This is a genomic window from Sphingomonas sp. BE138 (assembly GCF_031456125.1).
Classification (GTDB): Bacteria; Pseudomonadota; Alphaproteobacteria; order Sphingomonadales; family Sphingomonadaceae; genus Sphingomonas.
In genome coordinates this window covers 49,623-68,993 of record NZ_JAVDUC010000004.1, presented here as the reverse complement: position 1 = coordinate 68,993, position 19,371 = coordinate 49,623, and the positions used below count along the sequence as shown (strand labels likewise).

The following is a 19,371-nucleotide window of genomic DNA, read 5'->3' as shown; positions in this document are numbered from 1 at the left end:
TGCGCGGGCGGTTGGGAATATCTCCTAGCGTTGCTCCAGTGCGAGCAGATGTTGCTTGGCCGCCAGCCCGCCGGCGAAGCCGGTCAGCGCGCCCGATCGCCCGATCACGCGGTGGCACGGCGTGACGATCGAGATCGGGTTGCGCCCGTTCGCAGCGCCGACCGCACGGGTGGCGGTGGGGCGCCCGATCGTGCGCGCGATGTCGGCGTAGGTGCGCGTCTCGCCATAAGGGATTTCGTCCAGCGCGCGCCAAACGTCGCGCTGGAACGCGGTGCCGCGGGGGGCGAGCGGCAGGTCGAAGGCGGTGCGGGAGCCGGCGAAATAATCGGCGAGCTGGGCCGCGGCGGCGGCGAGCACCCGGTGGTCGGGTGTATCGGCGCTCGCCCCCAACGGCACGCGTCCCGGTCTGTCGTCAGGCCACAGGATCGCGACGAGCGCAAAATCGTCGGCGACCAGCGTCAGGTCGCCGAGTGGGGAGGGGAGGATGGCCCGGTGGAGCATGGCGATGCTTCTACCGGCTTCCGCTCGCGGTCGCATCCCGCCGCTTGCGGTCAAAGTGGCGGGTGGTTTTCGGACGGGCAGGCAGGTATGATCGCGGCCATGAAGCACGAGCCCGGCATTTTCGAGCAACCCGATCCGGATGCGATCGCGGCGGCTGATGCACGTGCGGACGCTGACATCGCTGCGGGTCGCGTGCATTCGCACGAGATCGTCGGAGAATGGCTGATGACATGGGGGAAGCCCGGACGTCTGCCGTTCAAGGAGTGGCTTGCGCAGCGGAATGGCTGAGGTCATCTGGACGGATCAGGCCATCGAACAGCTCGACCGGATCGTCGTTTATATCGAAGTTTTCGATCGTCTCGCTGCCGAGCGATTGCGCGCTGGCCTGTTCGACGTGGCCAGCAGTCTGCGCGACTTTCCCGACAGGGGACGTCTCGCTGGCAATGGCCGCCGTGAGCTGGTGACGGTTCCACCTTATGTACTGCGGTATCGCGTCGAGGGCGAGACGGTGTTCATCACCGCGGTTCGCCACGGCGCCCGCCGCCCGGACTAAATCTCTTAATGACCACCACCCCCGCCCCGACGCCGATGATGGCGCAATATCTGGCGCTCAAAGCCGAGTCCGAGGATTGCCTGCTGTTCTACCGCATGGGCGACTTCTTCGAACTGTTCTTCGACGATGCGCGGGTCGCCGCCCAAGTGCTGGATATCGCGCTGACGTCGCGGGGCGAGCACGCCGGCGAGAAGATCCCGATGTGCGGCGTCCCCGTCCATGCCGCCACCGCCTATCTGCAACGGCTGATCAAGGCCGGGCACCGCGTCGCGATCGCCGAGCAGACCGAGAGCCCGGAGGCGGCGCGCAAGGCGCGCGGATCGAAGGCGCTGGTTCACCGCGCGATCGTCCGCGTCGTCACCGCCGGCACGTTGACCGAGGAGACGTTGCTCGACGCGCGCGCCGCCAATTGGTGCGTCGCGGTCGGCGAGACCGCGGGCGGCGAGATGGCGGTGGCCGCCGCCGACGTCTCGACCGGGCGGTTCGAGGTGATCGCGTGCGACGTCGCTTCGCTGGGCGCGGAGCTCGCGCGGCTGGGCGCCGCGGAAGTGGTGGCAGCAGAGGGCAGCGATGCGCCCGCGACCGTCTGGCGGCCCAAGGCCGACTTCGACAGCGCGAGAGGCGAGGAGCGGCTGAAGCGGCTGTTCGCCGTCGCGACGCTCGACGGCTTCGGGCAGTTCGGGCGCGCAGGGCTGGCCGCGGCCGGCGGTCTGGTGGCCTATCTCGACCATACCGCCAAGGGGCAGCTGCCGTTCCTGCGCCCGCCGGTGCTGGCGGCGGCGCGCGACACGATGGCGATCGACGCCGCGACGCGCGAAAGCCTGGAGATCACCTGCACCGCCGCCGGGCAGCGCAAGGGAAGCCTGCTCGACGCCGTCGACCGCACCGTCACCGGCGCGGGCGCGCGGCTGCTCGCCGGCGATCTCGGCGCGCCGCTGATGGAGCGCGCCGCGATCGACGCGCGGCTCGATCTCGTCCGGCTGTTCCATGACGATGCCGCGTTGCGCGACCGCATCCGCGCGGCGTTGCGCGCGCTGCCCGATATCGGTCGCGCGCTCGGGCGGCTGGCGGCGGGGCGCGGGAGCCCGCGCGATCTCGGGCAGCTGCGCGACGGGCTCGACGGGGCGTGGGCGATCGGCGACCGGCTCGGCAAGCTGGCGGACGCGCCGGCCTTGCTGGGGCAGGTCGCACCGCGGCTGCGCGGCCACGGCGCACTGATCGACCTGCTCAAGCGCGCGCTGGTGCCCGCGCCGCCGATCGAGGCGAGCGACGGCGGCTATATCGCGGCCGGCTACGACCCCGCGCTCGATGCGCTGCGCGACACCGGCAGCGGCGGGCGGCGCGCGATCGCCGCGCTCGAACAGACGTTCCGCACGAAGACCGGCATCGCCACGCTCAAGATCCGCCACAACGGCGTGCTCGGCTATCATATCGAGGTGCCCGCGCGCGCCGCCGATCCGCTGATGGCGGCGGACTCCGGGTTCACGCATCGTCAGACGCTGGCGGGCGTGGTCCGCTTCAACGCCCCCGAACTCCACGAGGTCGCCGCCAGCGTCACGCAGGCGGGCGCCCACGCGCTGGCGGCGGAGGCGGCGCATCTCGAGGACCTGACCGCCCAGGCGCTGGCCGGGCGCGAGGCGATCGCCGCCACTGCCGACGCGCTGGCGCGGCTCGACGTCGCCGCCGCGCTGGCCGAGCGCGCGGTTGAGGGCGGCTGGTCGCGCCCGGCCTTCGCCGACCATGCCTGTTTCGAGATCACCGGCGGGCGGCATCCGGTCGTCGAGGCGGCGCTGGCGCGGAGCGGCGATCGCTTCGTCGCCAACGACTGCGTGCTGGGCGAGCGCTCGCGCCTGTGGCTCGTCACCGGGCCGAACATGGGCGGCAAGTCGACGTTCCTGCGCCAAAATGCGCTGGTCGCGGTGCTGGCGCAGGCCGGCGCCTATGTTCCGGCGGCGTCGGCGCGGCTGGGGCTGGTCGACCGGCTGTTCAGCCGCGTCGGCGCCTCGGACAATCTCGCCCGTGGCCGGTCGACCTTCATGGTCGAGATGGTCGAGACCGCCGCGATCCTGGCCCAGGCGACCGAACGCAGCTTCGTGATCCTCGACGAGGTCGGGCGCGGCACCTCGACCTACGACGGCTTGGCGATCGCCTGGGCGGTGGTGGAGGCGATCCACGAGGACAATCGCTGCCGCTGCCTGTTCGCGACGCATTACCACGAACTCACCCGGCTGGCCGAACGCTGCGACGCGCTCAGCCTCCACCACGTCCGCGCGCGCGAGTGGAAGGGTGAGCTGGTGCTGCTCCACGAACTCGCCGATGGGCCCGCCGATCGCAGCTATGGGCTGGCGGTCGCGCGGCTGGCGGGGATGCCGCCCGCCACCGTGTCGCGCGCCAAGGCCGTCCTGGCGAAGCTGGAGGCAGGGCGCGCGAAGACCGGCGGGCTGGCGGCGGGGCTCGACGACCTGCCGCTGTTCGCCGCCGCCGCGCAGGCCGAGGAAGCGCAATGCGATGCGATCCGTGCCGAGGTGGAGGCGCTCGACGTCGACGCGCTGACCCCGCGCGAGGCGCTCGACACGCTCTACCGCCTCAAGGCGCTGGCGCGGGAGGGATGAGCGCCGAAATAGGGGCGACGCGTTAACCGCGAGCGATTATCTCCGCGCCCATGACCGGACGCTTCGACCATCTCCCCAACCGCCGTGCGATCGTCGACCGTCGCCTGCTGGCCGAGCAGGTCGCCGCCGCGCAGGGCAAGGACACCGCGGCGCTGCGCCATCAGGTCAGCCTGCTGCTCAAGGGCGCGCTGGAGGCGGGGCGGGCGGAGATCGCGCGGCGGCTGACCGCCAGTCCGTCGCGCGGGATCGAGGCGGCGAACGCGCAGGCGTATCTGGTCGACCAGTTGCTGCGCGTGCTCGCCGATTTCACGACCCAGCGGCTCTACCCGCTGGCCAATCCGACCGCGGGCGAGCGGCTGCTGCTGATCGCGGTCGGCGGCTATGGCCGCGGCGAGATGGCGCCCTTCTCCGACGTCGATATCGGCTTCCTGACGCCGGGCAAGCAGACGCCCTGGGCCGAGCAGGTCATCGAATCGATGCTCTACACCCTCTGGGACCTGGGGCTGAAGATCGGCCATTCCAGCCGCTCGCTCGACGAGATGGTGCGGCAGGCGAAGGCCGATGTGACGGTGCGCACCGCGCTGCTGGAAGGCCGCTACGTCTGGGGCGACGAGGATCTCTATAACGAAGCGTCGCGGCGCTTTCACGACGACGTCCGCCGCGGCACCGAGCGGCAGTTCGCCGCCGATAAATTGGCCGAGCGCAACGCGCGCCACGTCCGCATGGGCGATACCCGCTATGTCGTCGAGCCCAATATCAAGGAGGGCAAGGGCGGCTTGCGCGACCTCCACGCGCTGTTCTGGATCGGCAAATACACCTACCAGGTGCAGCGATCGAACGAGCTGGTCGCGGTCGGGCTGTTCACGCGCGAGGAATACCGGCTGTTTCAGCGCGCCGACAACTTCCTCTGGGCGGTGCGGTGCCACCTCCACCTGATCGCCGGGCGCGCGGAGGACCGGCTGACCTTCGACTACCAACGCGAGATCGCGCAGCGGATGCATTACGCCGACCGGCCCGGCAAGTCGGCGGTCGAGCGTTTCATGCAATTCTACTTTCTGCAGGCGCGCACCGTCGGCTCGCTGACCGGGCTGTTCCTGGCGCATATGGACGAGCGCTTCTCGCGCCGCCGCCGGCTGGGGCTGACGGTGGCGCGCACGCCCAAGCGGTTGAACGGCTTTGCGGTCGATGCCAAGCGGATCGCACTGCCGTCGGATGATTTCTTCCAGCAGGATCCGCGCCGGCTGATCGAGATCTTCGCGCTGGCCGCCGAACAGGGGATGGAGATCCATCCGCTGGCGCTGCGCTGCGCGACGCGTGACGCGCGGCTGGTCACCGCCGTGCGTCGCGACGCGCGCGCCAATGCGCGCTTCCTCGACCTGCTGAGCGGCGCGCACGACCCGGAACTGCCGCTACGCTGGATGAACGAGACGGGCGTGCTGGGGCGCTTCGTGCCGGACTGGGCGCGGATCGTCGCGCAGATGCAGTTCGACATGTACCACCATTACACCGTCGACGAGCATACGGTGCGCGCGGTCGGGCTGCTCGCGCGGATGGAGGCCGGCGCGCTGGCCGACGAGCATCCGCTGCCCAGCGAGATCATGGCGCAGATCGTGTCGCGGCGCGTGCTGTATGTCGCGGTGCTGCTCCACGACATCGCCAAGGGCCGCGGCGGCGACCATTCGATCCTGGGCGCGGAAGTGGCGGAGCGGCTGTGCCCGCGCTTCGGGCTGACTCCGGCGGAGACCGAGACGGTCGCGTGGCTGGTGCGGCACCATTTGTTGATGAGCGCGACCGCGTTCCGCCGCGACCTGACCGATTTCAAGACGATCCTCGACTTCGCCGAGGTGGTGCAGAGCCCGGAGCGGCTGCGGCTGCTGCTGGTGCTGACCGTCGTCGACATCCGCGCGGTCGGGCCGGGGACGTGGAACGGGTGGAAGGGCCAGCTGCTCGCCGACCTCTACGATCGCGCGGAGGAGGTGCTGCGGCTCGGCCACAAGCAGAAGGGGCGCGGCGAACGCGTGCTCGCCAAGCAGGAGCGGCTGCGCACCGCGCTGCAATGGGATGCCGGGACGCTGGCGGCCTATGTCCGTCGCCTGCCCGAACCCTATTGGATCGCCGAGCCCGACGACGTGCTGACGCACAACGCGGCCTTCGTGACTCAGACCGGCGACGTGCAGCTCGCGATCGATGCGCAGGTCTATCCGGAGCGCGGCGCGACGCTGGTGACGGTCTACGCCGCCGACCATCCCGGGCTGTTCAGCCGTATCGCGGGCGCGATCCATGTCGCGGGCGGCAACATCATCGACGCGCGCATCCACACGACCCGCGACGGCATGGCGCTCGACAATTTCCTCGTCCAGGATCCGCTCGGGCGCCCGTTCGACGAGGCGGGGCAGCTCACGCGCCTGAAGACCGCGATTGAGGATGCGCTGGCCGGGCGTGGCAAGCTGACCGACCGGCTGAAGGCCAAGCCGTTGCCGCGCGCGCGCGCCGACGCGTTCCGGATCGAACCCAACGTCCTCATCGACAACAAGGCGTCGAACCGCTTCACCGTGGTGGAGGTGGCGGCGCGCGACCGCCCGGCGCTGCTCAACCAGCTCGCCTATGCGCTGTTTCTTTCCAAGGTGACGATCCACTCGGCGCATGTCGCCACCTATGGCGAGCGCGCGGTCGACGTCTTCTATCTGACCGACCTGACCGGCGACAAGATCGCCTCGGCCACGCGCGTGCGCGCTTTGGAGAAACGGCTGTTGTCCGCCGCCGCGGGGGTCCCGCACGAGGAGGCGGCCTGACCGGTCGCGCAACGCCACACCGCGCCAGCATAACGCTGAATACGTATGTGACTTTCTTGGCGGCGCGGCCGGTGCGGGCCTAGTTCGCCTCCCATGACACCCGAGGATCGTCCGCAGGAACGCGGATGCCGGGAGCAGGGGAGGATTTTTCGCATGAACGGCCTGTCTCTATCGCCGATCGCCCGCCGCCGCTGGGCGGGCGCCAGTGTGCTGGCGCTGCTGGTCGCCGCACCCGCCTGGGCGCAGGAAGCCACGCCGCAGGCGAACGCGCCGACCGCCAACCCGACCGCAAAGGTCACCGCCGAGCAGCCGACGCCACCCGCCGATCCGACGCCCGATGCCGACGCCAATCCCGATCCGACGAGCACCGACACCGGCGCGGACGAGATCGTCGTCACCGGCATCCGCGCCAGCCTCGCCAAGTCGGCGGACATCAAGCGGCGCTCGACGCTGATCGTCGACTCGGTCTCTGCCGAGGATGTCGGCAAGCTGCCCGACGTGTCGATCGCGGATTCGCTCGCGCGCCTGCCCGGCGTCACCGCGCAGCGTGTCGAGGGCCGCGACCAGAGTCTGTCGATCCGCGGGCTGGGTCCGGACTTCTCGACGACGTTGCTCAACGGGCGCGAGCAGGTGACGGTCGGCGACAATCGCGGCGTCGAGTTCGACCAATATCCGTCGGAATTCTTCAGCAACGTCAACGTCTACAAGTCCGCCGATGCGTCGCTGATCGCGGCGGGCGTGTCGGGCACGGTCGACCTGCGCATGCTGCGCCCGCTCGACCGCAAGGAGCGGCTGTTCATCGTCTCGGGCCGCGGGCAGCTGAACGGCATCGGCAAGCGCAACCCGGATGGCGAACGCTGGGGCTATCGCGCGACGGCCACCTATGTCGACCAGTTCGCCGACGACACGCTCGGGATCGCGATCGGCGTCGCGGCGCAGGAATCGCCGACCAACTACGACCGCTACGAAGCGTGGGGCTATCCCAGCCTCACCAACCTGTCGCAGAACTGCACCGGCGACGCCGCCGGGCCGTGCGTGCTGGGCGGCGCGAAGCCGTACGTCCAGTCGAACATGCTCAAGCGCTACGGCGGGGTCGGCACGATCGAATGGGCGCCGAGCGACGATTTCCACTCGACCTTCGACGCGCTCTACACGCACTTCAAGGAGACGCAGCGGCTGAGGGGGATCGAATTCCCGCTCGCCTACAACGTCGCGCCCACCGCGGGAACCGTCACGGTCACCGACGGCTTCGTCGACAAGGCGACGTTCTCGCCGCAATATACCGTGCAGCGCAACGACCTGAACGACCGCGAGTCCGACATGTTCTCGCTCGGCTGGAACAACAACGTCCGGCTGAACGACGTCATCCAGCTGAACGTCGACGCCGCTTGGTCGCGCGCGACGCGGCAGGACGAGCTGATCGAGACCTATTCGGGCACCGGCTATGGCGGCACCGGGCAGCGCGACACGATCACGATCACGCGCCAGAACAACGGCACCTACCAGATCGTGCCGACGCTGGACTATGCGAACACCGACATCATCCGCATCACCGACCCGGGCGGCTGGGGCTATAACGGCACCAATGCCGTGGTGCAGGCCGGCTTCCAGAACCGGCCGAAGTTCAGCGACGACCTGAAGTCGCTCCGCGCGAACCTGACCGGCGACTTCCAGGGCGCGCTGGGCGTCATCAAGGGCTGGGAAGTCGGCGCCAATTATTCGCAACGCGAGAAGAAGGCGCGCTTCACCTCCTATTTCTACTGCCCGTCGGGCGGCGGCACGGGATGCACCGTGGCCAGCGGCACGCCGCAGTCGATCGCGGTGCCCGCCGACGTGGTGCTCGACGATCAGGTGTCGCTCGCCTTCCTGGGCGTGCCGCGCATGCTGACGCTCGACCCGCGCGGCGTGCTCGGGCTGCTGACGCCGGTATTCGACAACCGTCCGGAATCGCTCGCGAAAGTGTGGAGCGTACAGGAGAAGGTCACGACCGGCTATGCCAAGCTGGTCATCGACGGGCTGGCCGGCGGCAAGGCGATCAAGGGCTCGCTTGGCGTGCAGGTGGTGCATACCGACCAATCGTCGGACGGGCGGATCGCAGGGTTGAACGGCGGCGTCGTGACGCTGTCGGACGTGAGCGGCGGCGCGAAATATACCAACGTGCTGCCCAGCGCGACCTTCTCGGTCGAGCTGATCCCCAACGGTTTCATCAAGATGGGCGCCTCGCAGACGATGGTGCGCCCGCGGCTGGATCAGGAGCGCGTGTCGCAGAATGTCGCGATCACGCCGGGCAACGTCGGGGCGGGGTCCGACCCGCTTCGCAGCCCGTTCTCGTCGGACGGCGGCAATGCGCAGCTGCGCCCGTACAAGTCGACCAACATCGACCTGTCGCTGGAGAAATATTTCACGGCCGGCGGCTATGTCGCCTTGTCCGGCTATTTCAAGCACCTGACCGACTACGTCGACCCGAACAACAACGTGCTCTACGACTTCTCGCCGCTGCTGACGTCGCTCACCCCGGCGCAACAGGCGATCGTGCGCGCGCAGAACGCGCAGTTCGGGCTGTTCAAGAACCCGGCCAATTCGGGGCGCGGCGAGATCATGGGCGCGGAGGCGACCGCGTCGCTGCCGCTGCGGATGGTCACGGCCGCGCTCGACGGGTTCGGGCTGTTCGGCAGCGGCAGCTACACGCACTCCGCGGTCCGGTATGACAGTGCGCCGGCGACGGTGCAGACGGTGCCGGGGCTGTCGAAATGGGTGCTGAACGGCACCGCCTATTTCGAGAAGAACGGCTTCCAGGCGCGCGCGACGTACCGCTATCGCTCCAGCTTCCTGGCCGAGGTGCGCGGGCTTTCGGCGACCCCGGAGCTGAACACCGCCAAGGGCGAGACGATCCTGGACGCGCAGATCGGCTATGAATTCCAGAGCGGCGCGTTGCAGGGGCTGACGATCCTGGCGCAGGCCAAGAACCTGACCGATCAGGAGTTCTTCCAATATACCAACGGCGACCCGCGGCAGGTGCGCCGCTACCAGCGGTACGGGACGGACTATTACCTCGGGCTGACGTACCGCTTCTGAGAACGGGCGCGCCTCACGCCGACGCGCGCACCATAAGGGTCGCGGGGAGCATGACATTCTCGGTCGTCTCCCCCGCAATCTGGCGTACCAGGGTGTCGACCAGCAACGCGCCGGCACGCGCATAATCCTGCGCCACCGTCGTCAGCGGCGGGCGCGAGAGGCGGGCGGCGGGTATGTCGTCGAACCCGGCGACCGCGACGTCGTCGGGCACCCGCCGCCCGGCCTCGTCGAGCGCACGTAATGCCCCTAAAGCAATGAGATCCGAGGCGGCGAACAGCGCGTCGAAGGGGATGCCCCGCGCGAGCAATCGGCGCGTCGCATCATAGCCGGCCTGTTCCGACGAGAGCGCGTCGACGTGCAGTCCGGGATCAATCGGCAGCGCGGCGGCGCGCAGGACGTCGCACGATCCGCGATAGCGGTCGCGGAATTCCGGGTAATGGTCGCTCGCGGTGCCGACGAACGCGACACTCCGTCGTCCGCGCGACAGCAGGTGTCGCGCCACATCGCGTCCGCCGCCGATATTGTCGCAGCCCAGGACCAAACCGAGCCCGTTCGGCTCGACCGACCCCCAGCGGACATAGCGCGTCTTCTGCCCGACCAGCTGCTGCAACCGCACGCGGTACGTCTCCCAGTCGCCATAGCCGAGCAGGATCAGCCCGTCGGCCTTGCGGCTGTCCTCGTAATCCTTGTGCCAGTCGGCCGAGAGTTGCTGGAACGAGGTGAGCAGGTCGTAGCCGCGCAGCGCACACGTCTTGAGGATGGAGCCGAGCATCGAGAGGAAGAACGGGTTGATCGCTGTCGCGTCGGGCAGCGGATCCTCGAAGAAGAGCAACGCCAGCGTCTTCGCCTCGCCGCGCCGCAGCGAGGAGGCGGCGCGGTCGACCTTGTAGCCCAGTTGCTCGGCGATCGCGGCGATGCGCAGCCGGGTCGCGGCGCTGACCGTGCGGTCGCCGCGCAGCGCGCGCGAAACGGTGGGTTGCGAGACGCCGGCGGCGGCGGCGATGTCGAAGGAGGTGACGCGGTCGGACAGGGAGCGGGCTTTCACCGGAAACCAGCATCCTACCGCGCAGCGCATGACGTGTGAATACGTATGCTGCGCGCTTGGCAAAGCCGGGCGCTGCTGCGCATCACGCCGCCACGGGAGAGGGACGCCATGAAAAGCATCATCGCGGGCGCGCTGGTTGCGGCCATGCTGGCCGGTAGTGCCGCTGCGCAGGATCGCCGCGCCGCGGCGGGGCAGGATCACCGCGCCGCGGCGGGGCAGGATTACCGCGCACGGTTGCCGCAGGACGAGGTCATCTACTTCGCGCTGCCCGACCGGTTCGACAACGGCGATCCGGCGAACGATCGCGGCGGGCTCACCGGCGACCGGCTGACCACCGGCTACGATCCGACCGCCAAGGGCTTCTACCACGGCGGCGACCTGAAGGGGCTGCTCCGCCGGCTCGGCTATATCAAGGCGCTCGGCGCGACCGCGATCTGGGTCGGGCCGATCTTCCGCAATAAGCCCGTGCAAGGGCCGAAGGGGCAGGAAAGCGCCGGTTACCACGGATACTGGATCACCGACTTCGCGCATGTCGACCCACATTTCGGGACCGATGCCGACTTCGCGGCGCTGGTTTCGGCCGCGCATGCGGCGGGGATGAAGGTCTATATGGACATCATCGTCAACCACACCGCCGACGTGATCCGCTACCGCGAATGCGGCGATTGCGCATACCGGTCGCGCGCCGATTATCCCTATCAGCGGCGCGGCGGGGTGGACGGGAAGGCAATCAACCCTGGCTTCGCGGGCGATGGCGTGCAGACGGCCGCCAATTTCGCGAAGCTGACCGATCCGACCTATGCCTACACCCCCTACGTGCCGAAGGGCGAGGAGCGCGCCAAATCGCCGGCGTGGCTGAACGACGTGACGCTCTACCACAATCGCGGCAACACGACGTTCCGTAATGAAAATTCGACGATGGGCGACTTCGTCGGGCTGGACGACCTGATGACCGAGAACCCGCGCGTCGTGGCAGGGATGATCGACATCTTCGGCGGGTGGATCGACCGCTTCGGGGTTGACGGCTTCCGCATCGACACGGCACGGCACGTCAATCCCGAGTTCTGGCAGGCGTTCGTTCCCGCGATGCAGGCGCGCGCCGCCGCGAAGGGCATCCCCAATTTCCATATCTTCGGCGAGGTGGCCGCCGATCAGCTCGATCCCGGCCCGCTGGCGGCGCACACGCGTGTCGACAAGCTGCCGGCGGTGCTCGACTTCGCGTTCCGGCGCGCGGTGCTCGACACCGTGGCGGGCACGCGCGGCACCGACGCGTTCGAGACGCTGATCGCGGGCGACGCGCTGTACGAGGGCGGTGCGGCGGCGGCGGAGCGGCTGCCGACGTTCGTCAGCAACCACGACAACGGCCGCTTCGCCTATTTCGTGCGCACGGCCTTTCCGAAGGCCGATGACGGAGAGGTGCTGCGCCGCACGATGCTGGCGAACGCGATGCTGCTGAGCTTGCGGGGCGTGCCGACGATCTATGCGGGTGACGAGCAGGGCTTCACGGGCGACGGCGGCGATCAGGACGCGCGCGAGGACCTGTTCGCCAGCCGCGTCGCCAGCTACAACGACAACCGGCTGCTCGGCACAGATACGACGACCGCAATCGCGCATTTCGCGCAGGACAACCCGTTGTTCCGGCAGATCGCGACGCTGGCGCGCGTCCGCGTGGCGCACCCGGCGCTGACCCGCGGCCGCACGATCCTGCGCGCGCGCGAGGAAACGCCGGGGTTGCTGGCGGTGTCACGCATCGATCCGGCGACCGGGCGCGAGGTGCTGCTGGCGTTCAATACGTCGACCGCCCCGCTCGACCGGCTGGTCGAGGTGAGCGGCGCCGCCACGGTGACGACGCTGGCCGGCGAGGGTTGCGCCGCGCAGACGGCCGCGCCGGGATCGTTGCGCGTGCGCCTGCCGGCGCTAGGCTATGCCGTCTGCGCGATCGGAGACGCCCGATGACCTATCCGTGGTGGCAGGGTGCCGCCGTCTACCAGATCTATCCGCGCAGCTTCGCCGATGCGAGCGGCGACGGCGTTGGCGACCTGCGTGGGATCACCGCGCACCTGGATCATGTCGCGTCGCTGGGCGTGGATGCGATCTGGATCTCGCCTTTCTATACCTCGCCGATGGCCGATTTCGGCTATGACGTCGCGAACTATTGCGACGTCGATCCGGTGTTCGGGACGCTCGCCGACTTCGACGCGCTGGTCGCGCGCGCGCACGAACTGGGGCTGCGCGTCATCATCGATCAGGTGTGGTCGCACACCTCCGATCGCCATGCGTGGTTCGTGCAGAGCCGCAGCCACCGCGATGGCGACAAAGCCGACTGGTACGTCTGGGCGGATGCAAAGCCCGACGGGTCGCCGCCCAACAACTGGCAGTCGGTGTTCGGCGGGCCGGCATGGACGTGGGACGCGCGGCGCCAGCAATATTATCTCCACACCTTCCTGAAGGAGCAGCCGCAGCTGAACGTCCGCAACGCAGGCGTGCAGGAGGCGCTGCTCGCCGTCGGGCGCTTCTGGCTGGAGCGTGGTGTCGACGGGTTCCGGCTCGATGCGATCAACCATGCGATGGGCGCGGCGGACCTGCGCGACAATCCGCCCGCCGCGCCGTCGAACCGCCCACGCACGCGCTCGTTCGATTTCCAGCAGAAGGTGCACAGCCAGGACCAGCCCGACATGCTGCCGTTCGTCGAGCGCATCCGCGCGCTGACTGACGAATATGACGCCCGCTTCTCGGTCGCGGAGATCGGCGGCGAGGAAAGCGACTGGGTGCGCAAGGACTATACGCGCCCCGGGCGGCTTGAGACGGCCTATGGCTTCGACTTCCTCTATGCCGACCACCTGACCCCCGCGCTGGTGCGCGCGGCCTTGTCGGGATGGCCGGGGGCGCCGGGTGAAGGCTGGCCGAGTTGGGCGTTCGAGAATCACGATGCGCCGCGGGCGGTGTCGCGCTGGGCATTGCCGGAGCACCGCGATGCGTTCGCGCGCGCGAAGATGCTGCTGCTGGCGGGGCTGCGCGGCAACATCTTTCTCTATCAGGGCGAGGAACTGGGGCTGACGCAGGTCGCGGTCCCGTTCGAGAAGTTGCGCGATCCGGAGGCGATCGCGAACTGGCCGCTGACCCTGAGCCGCGACGGTGCGCGCACGCCGATGCCGTGGACCGCGGACGGGCCGGGGCACGGATTCACCGCGGGCGAGCCGTGGCTGCCGTTCGGGGCCGACCATGCCGATATGGCGGTCGACGTGCAGGAGGCGGATGCGGGATCGCTGCTGCACTGGACCCGCCGGGTGCTGGCGATGCGGCGTATGGAGCCGGCGTTGCGGTGGGGGACGTTGCGGTTTCTGGACGCGCCCGCCGACGTGGTGGCGTTCGTGCGCGAGTATGAGGGCGAGCGGTTGCTGTGCGTCGTCAACCTGTCGGCGGAGGCGCGGGAGGTGCCGATCGTGTGGGGCGAAATGGTGTTGGCCTATGGCGTCGAGGGTTCGGCCTTCGCAGGCTATGGCGCGCTGATCGCGAGGGCGGGGTGAGAGACGCCCTCGTCTGCGCGCGTAGTGTGTCGCCCCTTTCATCCACACCGTTCGCACTGAGCCTGTCGAAGTGCGTGTGTCGCGCGCTCCGTTCCGTGCACGTGCTTCGACAGGCTCGGCTCGAACGGGGTAGGCCGGTTGCGTCGGGCGCGCCTCACGGCGCGTGGTTGGTCGGTGCCCTGACCGGCGAAGGGGTGCGCGCATGACGCAGCCGCGCCGCCATCGCCAGTCGCTCGCCGGGCTCGCCAACATTTCGTTCGGCTTCTTCGGCATCCAGATCGGTTTCGCGCTCCAGAATGCGAACATGAGCCGGATCTTCCAGTCGCTGGGGACGTCGCTCGACGATCTGCCGGCGCTGTGGATCGCGGCACCGCTGACCGGGCTGCTGGTGCAGCCGGTGATCGGGCATCTGAGCGACCGGACGTGGCTGGGGCGGTTCGGCCGGCGACGGCCGTACTTCCTGGCCGGCGCGGTGCTCGCCGCGCTGTCGCTGTTCGTGATGCCGCTCAGCCCGGCGTTGATCGTCGCGGCGCTCATGCTGTGGGTGCTCGACGCGTCGCTCAACATCTCGATGGAGCCGTTCCGCGCGTTCGTGGGCGACATGCTTGATCGCGATCAGCATGCCGCGGGCTACGGGGTGCAGACCGCCTTCATCGGCGCGGGGGCGGTGTTCGGGTCGATCTTCCCGTGGCTGCTCGAGCAGGCGGGCGTGTCGAACATCGCCGCGCCCGGGCAGATCCCCGATTCGGTGCGCTTCGCCTTCTGGTTCGGCGGCGCGGCGCTGCTCGCCAGCGTGCTGTGGACGGTGGTGACGACGCGCGAATATTCGCCCGCGGAAATGGCGGCGTTCGACGGTGCGGCGGACGTGGAGGACGGCGCGACCACCCGTGCGCTGGCGGCGCGCGCGACGACCGCGCCGCTGGCGTGGATCGCGGCCGGTGCGGCGGTGGCGGCGCTGGTCGCGGTCGCGGGGCTGGAAAAGGAAATGTATCTGCTCGGCGGGTTGCTCGCCGGTTACGGCGTGGCCAGCCTGATCGCGATCCGGCGCGCGCGCGGCGGGCGTGCGCCGGGGCTGCTGGGGCATATCGTCGGCGACTTCGCCGGGATGCCCCCGTTGATGAAGCGGCTGGCGGTGGTGCAGTTCTGCAGCTGGTCGGCGCTGTTCATCATGTGGATCAACACCACGCCGGTCGTCACGCAGGTGTTCTTCGCCGCCCCCGATGCCGCCAGCCCGGCCTATCAGCGCGGCGCGAACTGGGTCGACGTGCTGTTCGCGACCTATAACGGCGTGGCGGCGGTCTCCGCGCTGTTCCTGCTGCCGTGGCTGTCGCGGCGGATCGGGCAGGCGCGGACGCATGTCGTCGGCCTGCTGTGCGGCGCGGCGGGGTTCGCGAGCATCTTCGCGATGCCCGATGCGCGCTGGCTGCTGCTGAGCCAGGTCGGGATCGGCATCGCGTGGTCGACGATCCTGGCGATGCCGTACGCGATCCTCGCCTCCGCGCTGCCGCAGCGCAAGCTGGGCGTCTACATGGGGCTGTTCAACGTCTTCGTCGTCACGCCGCAGCTGCTGGTGGCGACCGTGATGGGATCGATCACGCGAGCCTTCTTCCCGACCGAGCCGATCTGGACGATGGCGTTCGCGGCGGCGACGATGGCCGGGGCGGCGGTCGCGATGCTGCGCATCCGCGATCGTCCCGCCCCGGCGGCATAGTCACTCCACGAACGGCTCGACCGTGACGTGCCGGCCGCGCAGGAAGGCGTCGGCGACGAGGCGCAGCGGCGAGACGTCGACGTCCGACTCACCCGCGCGCACGATCTCGGCGAAGCGGGCGTAGAGGCCGGGATATTCGCCGTGCAGGTCGCTGTCGTGCGCCAGCGTTTCCTCGCCGTCGATCGTCAGCACCGATCCGCCCTTGGCCAGCTTCAGCGTGCCGGCGTCGGTCTCCACCTCGATGTCCCAATGCTGCGGGCCTTCCTGGCGAAAGTCGAGGTCCATCGCGATCGCGCAGCCGGCGGTGTCGCGGAAGGCGACGCGCGCCGCGATCGGGGCGGCGCGGTTCGACGGCACGTCCAGCTCGGCGGTCTCGACGAAGAACGGCCGCGGCAGGATGCGGGTCGCGATCGACAGCGCGTTGATGCCCGGATCGAACACGCCGAACCCGCCCGGCTCCCAGATCCAGTCCTGTCCCGGGTGCCAGACGCGGACGTCCTCGCGCCACGTGATCGTCGCGCGGCGAACGTTGCGCTCGGCGAGCCAGGCGCGCGCGGGTTCGACCCCGTCGGCGTAGCGCGAATGCCAGCTGGCGAACAGGCTGACGCCCTTTGCCCTCGCCGCGTCGTCGAGCGCGGCGACCTCCGCCAGCGTCGCGCCGGGCGGCTTCTCGAGGAACACGTGCCAGCCCTGCTCGATGCAGAACAGCGCGATGGCGTGGCGGACCTGCGGCGGGGTGCACAGCGCGACCGCGTCGATGGCGGTGCCGCTGGCGGCGAGTTCCTCGACGTTGCGGAAGAACGGCAGCCCGCCCACGCTCTCGCCGCTGCGGCTGACCGTCGCGGCGAGTTCGAGGCCGGAATGGCCGGCGATCGCGGGCAGGTGCTGGTCGTGCGCGATCTTGCCCATGCCGACCAGCGCGAGGCGGATCGGGGCCGTCACAGCGCGCGCACCACGACCGGCGCGGGCGCCGCGTCGGTCAGCGTGTTGCGCAGCGGCAGCGCGAACGGCGCGGCGTCGATCTCGAACACGTCGCCCGCCTGCGTCTTGATGCCGTCCGCCACCGACAGCGTCGCGGTGCCGAAGAAATGGACGTGCACGTCGCCCGGCCGCCGGAACCCCGCATATTTGAAGTGGTGATGCTCCAGGTTCGACAGATGGTGGGACATGTTGTCCTCGCCGGTCAGGAACGGCTTCTCCCACAGCGTGCGGCCGTCACGCACGATCCGGCTGGTGCCGCGGATGTCGGACGGCGGCGTGCCGAGCAGCAACTCGGCGCCGAGCGACGCCTGCCGCAGCTTGGAATGTGCGAGCCACAGGTAATTGTGCTTCTCGGTCACATGGTCGCTGAACTCGTTGGCGAGCGCCACGCCGAGCCGGTACGGCGTGCCGTCGTCACCGATCAGGTAGATGCCGGCCAGCTCCGGCTCCTCGCCGCCGTCCTGCGCGAAGGCGGGCGACGCGAACGGCGCCTCGGGCGCGACCAGCGACTGGCCGTCGCCCTTGTAGAACCACTCCGGCTGCTGCCCGACCTGGCCGGCGGCGGGCTTGCCGCCCTCGACGCCCTCCAGGAACATCCGCATCGAATCGGTCTGGTGCTCCGACGACGCCGCCGCCTTGTGCATCGCGTCGCGCCCCGACGCCGAGCCGAGGTGCGTGAGCCCGGTGCCGGCCAGCATCAGCCGCGCGGTGTCCTCATGATCGATCGCGGGGAGCAGCCGCCCGGCCGCCAGTTCGGCGGCCAGGTCGACCGTCTCGTCGGTGCGGCGCTGCGCCGCGGCCTCGGCCAGCGTCGTGCCGGCGGCGATCGCCGCCCGGGCGAGCGCGCGGGTCGACTCGGCGTCGGTCAGGAAGACCGCGCGGTCGCCCTCGGCCAGGATCACGCGGCGACGCCCGTCGTCGCCACGATGTTGAAGCAGGCGCAGATTGGTCATGCGATGTCCTTGAGCGCAGAGATATAGCGATGCGCCTCGGCGCCGACCGCGTCGGCGGCCTTGCCGGGGCGATAAAGGTTGGAGCCGAGCCCGAAGCCGTCCGCGCCCGCCGCGCGCCACTGGCCCATGTTCTCGGGGGTGATCCCGCCGACCGCGAGCATCCGCACCGTCTTGGGCAGCACCGCGCGCTGCGCCTTCAGATAGGCGGGGGTGGTGCCGTCGGCGGGGAACAGCTTCAGCGCGGTGGCGCCGGCCGCCAGCGCCGCGAAGCCCTCGCTGGCGGTGAAATAGCCGGGCAGCGAGATCATCCCGCGCGCCGCGGTTGCGCCGATCACCGCGGCATCGGTGTTGGGCGAGACGATCAGCGTGCCGCCGACGTCGGCGACGCGCGCGACGTCCTCGGGCGTCAGGACGGTGCCCGCGCCGATCATCGCGCGGTCGCCCACCCGATCGACGAGCAGGCGGATGCTGTCGAACGGATCGGGCGAGTTGAGCGGCACCTCGATCAGCGTGAAGCCGGCATCGACCAGCGCGTCGCCGATCGCGGGCGCCTCGGCAGGGGTCAGCCCGCGCAGGATCGCGACGAGCGGCGCGGCGGCGAAGGCGGCGTCGAAGCGCGAGTGGGTTTCGGTGGTCATCGTGTCAGTTCCCAGAGCCGGTGGATGCCGGCGGCAAACGCGCGTTCGCTGTCGAGCGCTACCGCGCGGCCGCCGCATTGGTCGATCGCCGCCGCATAGAGATCGGCGAGCGCGCCGCCCGCGAGCAACTGTACCTCGCGCCCGGCGAGATCGTCGCGCGCGCCGACGTCGGCGCCGATCAGCACGCCGCTGGCGAACGCCGCGGCGTCGGCGGGCGCCAGCGTGCCGAGCAGGACGCGTGCGCGGACCTCGAACAAGGCGACGGTCAGGTCCTTCGCCCCTGCGCCGCGCGACAGCCCGTCGCGGAACGCCGCGCCGTCCGCGACCGCGCCGTCGAGCATCCCCGCCAGGATGCCGTGCCCGCGCAGCAGCGCGAACAGCTCGCCCGTCATCGCGGTGGCGATATCGGTGACGCGCCCGTCGGTGGTCGCGATCCATTTGTTGTGCGTGCCCGGCTGGCAGAACAGCGCATCGCCCGGCGCCAGCCCCGCCGCGATCGCGCCGAGCACCTGCACCTCCTCGCCGCGCATCACGTCGGCGCGCCCGCCGCTTCCCGAAGCGCCGGCACCCGTTCCGCCGCGCCCCAATTCGCCGCGCCCCAATTCGCCGCGCCCCAATTCGCCGCGCAGGGCCACGCCGGGGACCAGCACGACGTCCTCGTCGGCCAGCGTCACGCAGCCGCGCGCCAGGTCGGTCAGGCCGGCGGGGGCGTCGACATACGGCACCTCGTGCCAGCCGCGGTTGGAGCCGACCATCCCGGCCGCCAGCACGGGCAGGTCGCCGAGTTCGTCCCGCAGCGCACCGATCTCCGCAGGATAGCCGTTTTGCGGCACCGAGAGGACGCCCCGTGCATCCTTCGTCGCTATTTTCGGCACACCTTGTGCCGACATGCGCCACGCACGACGGTTGGTCGTTCCCCAGTCGATGACGATATAGTCACCCGTCACGTCATCCTCCCACTTATTTGTAGGACATATACGCTG

The 19,371-nt window shown here is 69.9% G+C and carries 14 protein-coding genes; 8 read left to right on the top strand and 6 right to left on the bottom strand.

All coding sequences use genetic code 11. The features are described 5' to 3' along the window. Nucleotides 1-24: 24 nt before the first annotated feature. On the bottom strand, nucleotides 25-501 hold the full coding sequence (locus J2Y58_RS07160) for a methylated-DNA--[protein]-cysteine S-methyltransferase (RefSeq protein ID WP_310100759.1): 477 nt from the start codon (nucleotides 499-501) through the stop codon (nucleotides 25-27). 99 nt (nucleotides 502-600) lie between these two features. On the opposite strand from J2Y58_RS07160, the gene J2Y58_RS07155 reads away from it, so the two are divergent. The 5 genes from J2Y58_RS07155 (at nucleotide 601) to J2Y58_RS07135 (ending at nucleotide 9,533) form a co-directional block, all read left to right on the top strand. Continuing rightward, complete coding sequence (locus tag J2Y58_RS07155; protein ID WP_310100757.1) at nucleotides 601-789, top strand: antitoxin; 189 nt, start codon at nucleotides 601-603, stop codon at nucleotides 787-789. After that, nucleotides 782-1,054, top strand: coding sequence for a type II toxin-antitoxin system RelE/ParE family toxin (locus tag J2Y58_RS07150; RefSeq protein WP_310100755.1), 273 nt, complete (start codon nucleotides 782-784; stop codon nucleotides 1,052-1,054). The genes J2Y58_RS07155 and J2Y58_RS07150 overlap by 8 nt, the downstream gene beginning before the upstream one ends. A gap of 35 nt (nucleotides 1,055-1,089) precedes the next feature. Continuing rightward, nucleotides 1,090-3,666, top strand: a complete 2,577-nt coding sequence (gene mutS, locus J2Y58_RS07145) for a DNA mismatch repair protein MutS (RefSeq protein WP_310101296.1) — start codon at nucleotides 1,090-1,092, stop codon at nucleotides 3,664-3,666. A gap of 50 nt (nucleotides 3,667-3,716) precedes the next feature. Then, the gene (locus tag J2Y58_RS07140; protein ID WP_310100753.1) at nucleotides 3,717-6,458 is read left to right on the top strand and encodes a [protein-PII] uridylyltransferase; all 2,742 of its coding nucleotides are present in this window, start codon (nucleotides 3,717-3,719) and stop codon (nucleotides 6,456-6,458) included. Between the two features lie 153 nt (nucleotides 6,459-6,611). Continuing rightward, nucleotides 6,612-9,533, top strand: a complete 2,922-nt coding sequence (locus J2Y58_RS07135) for a TonB-dependent receptor (protein ID WP_310100752.1) — start codon at nucleotides 6,612-6,614, stop codon at nucleotides 9,531-9,533. A gap of 13 nt (nucleotides 9,534-9,546) precedes the next feature. Here J2Y58_RS07135 and J2Y58_RS07130 read toward each other — a convergent pair whose 3' ends face one another. Beyond that, entirely contained in the window at nucleotides 9,547-10,578 is a 1,032-nt protein-coding gene (locus J2Y58_RS07130) for a LacI family DNA-binding transcriptional regulator (protein WP_310100750.1), read from the bottom strand. Nucleotides 10,579-10,686: 108 nt separating this feature from the next. Here J2Y58_RS07130 and J2Y58_RS07125 point away from each other — a divergent pair, with 108 nt between their 5' ends. The 3 genes from J2Y58_RS07125 (at nucleotide 10,687) to J2Y58_RS07115 (ending at nucleotide 15,816) form a co-directional block, all read left to right on the top strand. Then, nucleotides 10,687-12,534: an alpha-amylase family glycosyl hydrolase gene (locus J2Y58_RS07125; protein WP_310100748.1), complete on the top strand. Its 1,848-nt coding sequence runs from the start codon at nucleotides 10,687-10,689 to the stop codon at nucleotides 12,532-12,534. Continuing rightward, nucleotides 12,531-14,105 carry an alpha-glucosidase family protein gene (locus tag J2Y58_RS07120; RefSeq protein ID WP_310100746.1) on the top strand — a complete coding sequence of 525 codons (1,575 nt, stop codon included), beginning with the start codon at nucleotides 12,531-12,533 and terminating at the stop codon, nucleotides 14,103-14,105. Before J2Y58_RS07125 ends, J2Y58_RS07120 begins: the two co-directional genes overlap by 4 nt. A gap of 202 nt (nucleotides 14,106-14,307) precedes the next feature. Next, nucleotides 14,308-15,816 (top strand): MFS transporter, encoded by a 1,509-nt coding sequence (locus tag J2Y58_RS07115; RefSeq protein WP_310100744.1) that lies wholly within the window; start codon nucleotides 14,308-14,310, stop codon nucleotides 15,814-15,816. Here J2Y58_RS07115 and J2Y58_RS07110 read toward each other — a convergent pair whose 3' ends face one another. From J2Y58_RS07110 to J2Y58_RS07095, 4 genes are read right to left on the bottom strand one after another with little or no spacing between them, the layout of a single operon-like run. After that, a complete protein-coding gene (locus J2Y58_RS07110) occupies nucleotides 15,817-16,758 on the bottom strand; it encodes a Gfo/Idh/MocA family oxidoreductase (RefSeq protein WP_310100742.1) in 942 nt (313 codons plus the stop codon). Further along, nucleotides 16,755-17,750: an AraD1 family protein gene (araD1, locus tag J2Y58_RS07105; RefSeq protein ID WP_310100740.1), complete on the bottom strand. Its 996-nt coding sequence runs from the start codon at nucleotides 17,748-17,750 to the stop codon at nucleotides 16,755-16,757. The genes J2Y58_RS07110 and araD1 overlap by 4 nt, the downstream gene beginning before the upstream one ends. After that, nucleotides 17,747-18,388, bottom strand: a complete 642-nt coding sequence (locus tag J2Y58_RS07100) for a 2-dehydro-3-deoxy-6-phosphogalactonate aldolase (protein WP_310100738.1) — start codon at nucleotides 18,386-18,388, stop codon at nucleotides 17,747-17,749. Before J2Y58_RS07100 ends, araD1 begins: the two co-directional genes overlap by 4 nt. Continuing rightward, complete coding sequence (locus tag J2Y58_RS07095) at nucleotides 18,385-19,335, bottom strand: 2-dehydro-3-deoxygalactonokinase (protein WP_310100736.1); 951 nt, start codon at nucleotides 19,333-19,335, stop codon at nucleotides 18,385-18,387. Before J2Y58_RS07095 ends, J2Y58_RS07100 begins: the two co-directional genes overlap by 4 nt. Nucleotides 19,336-19,371 lie beyond the last annotated feature (36 nt).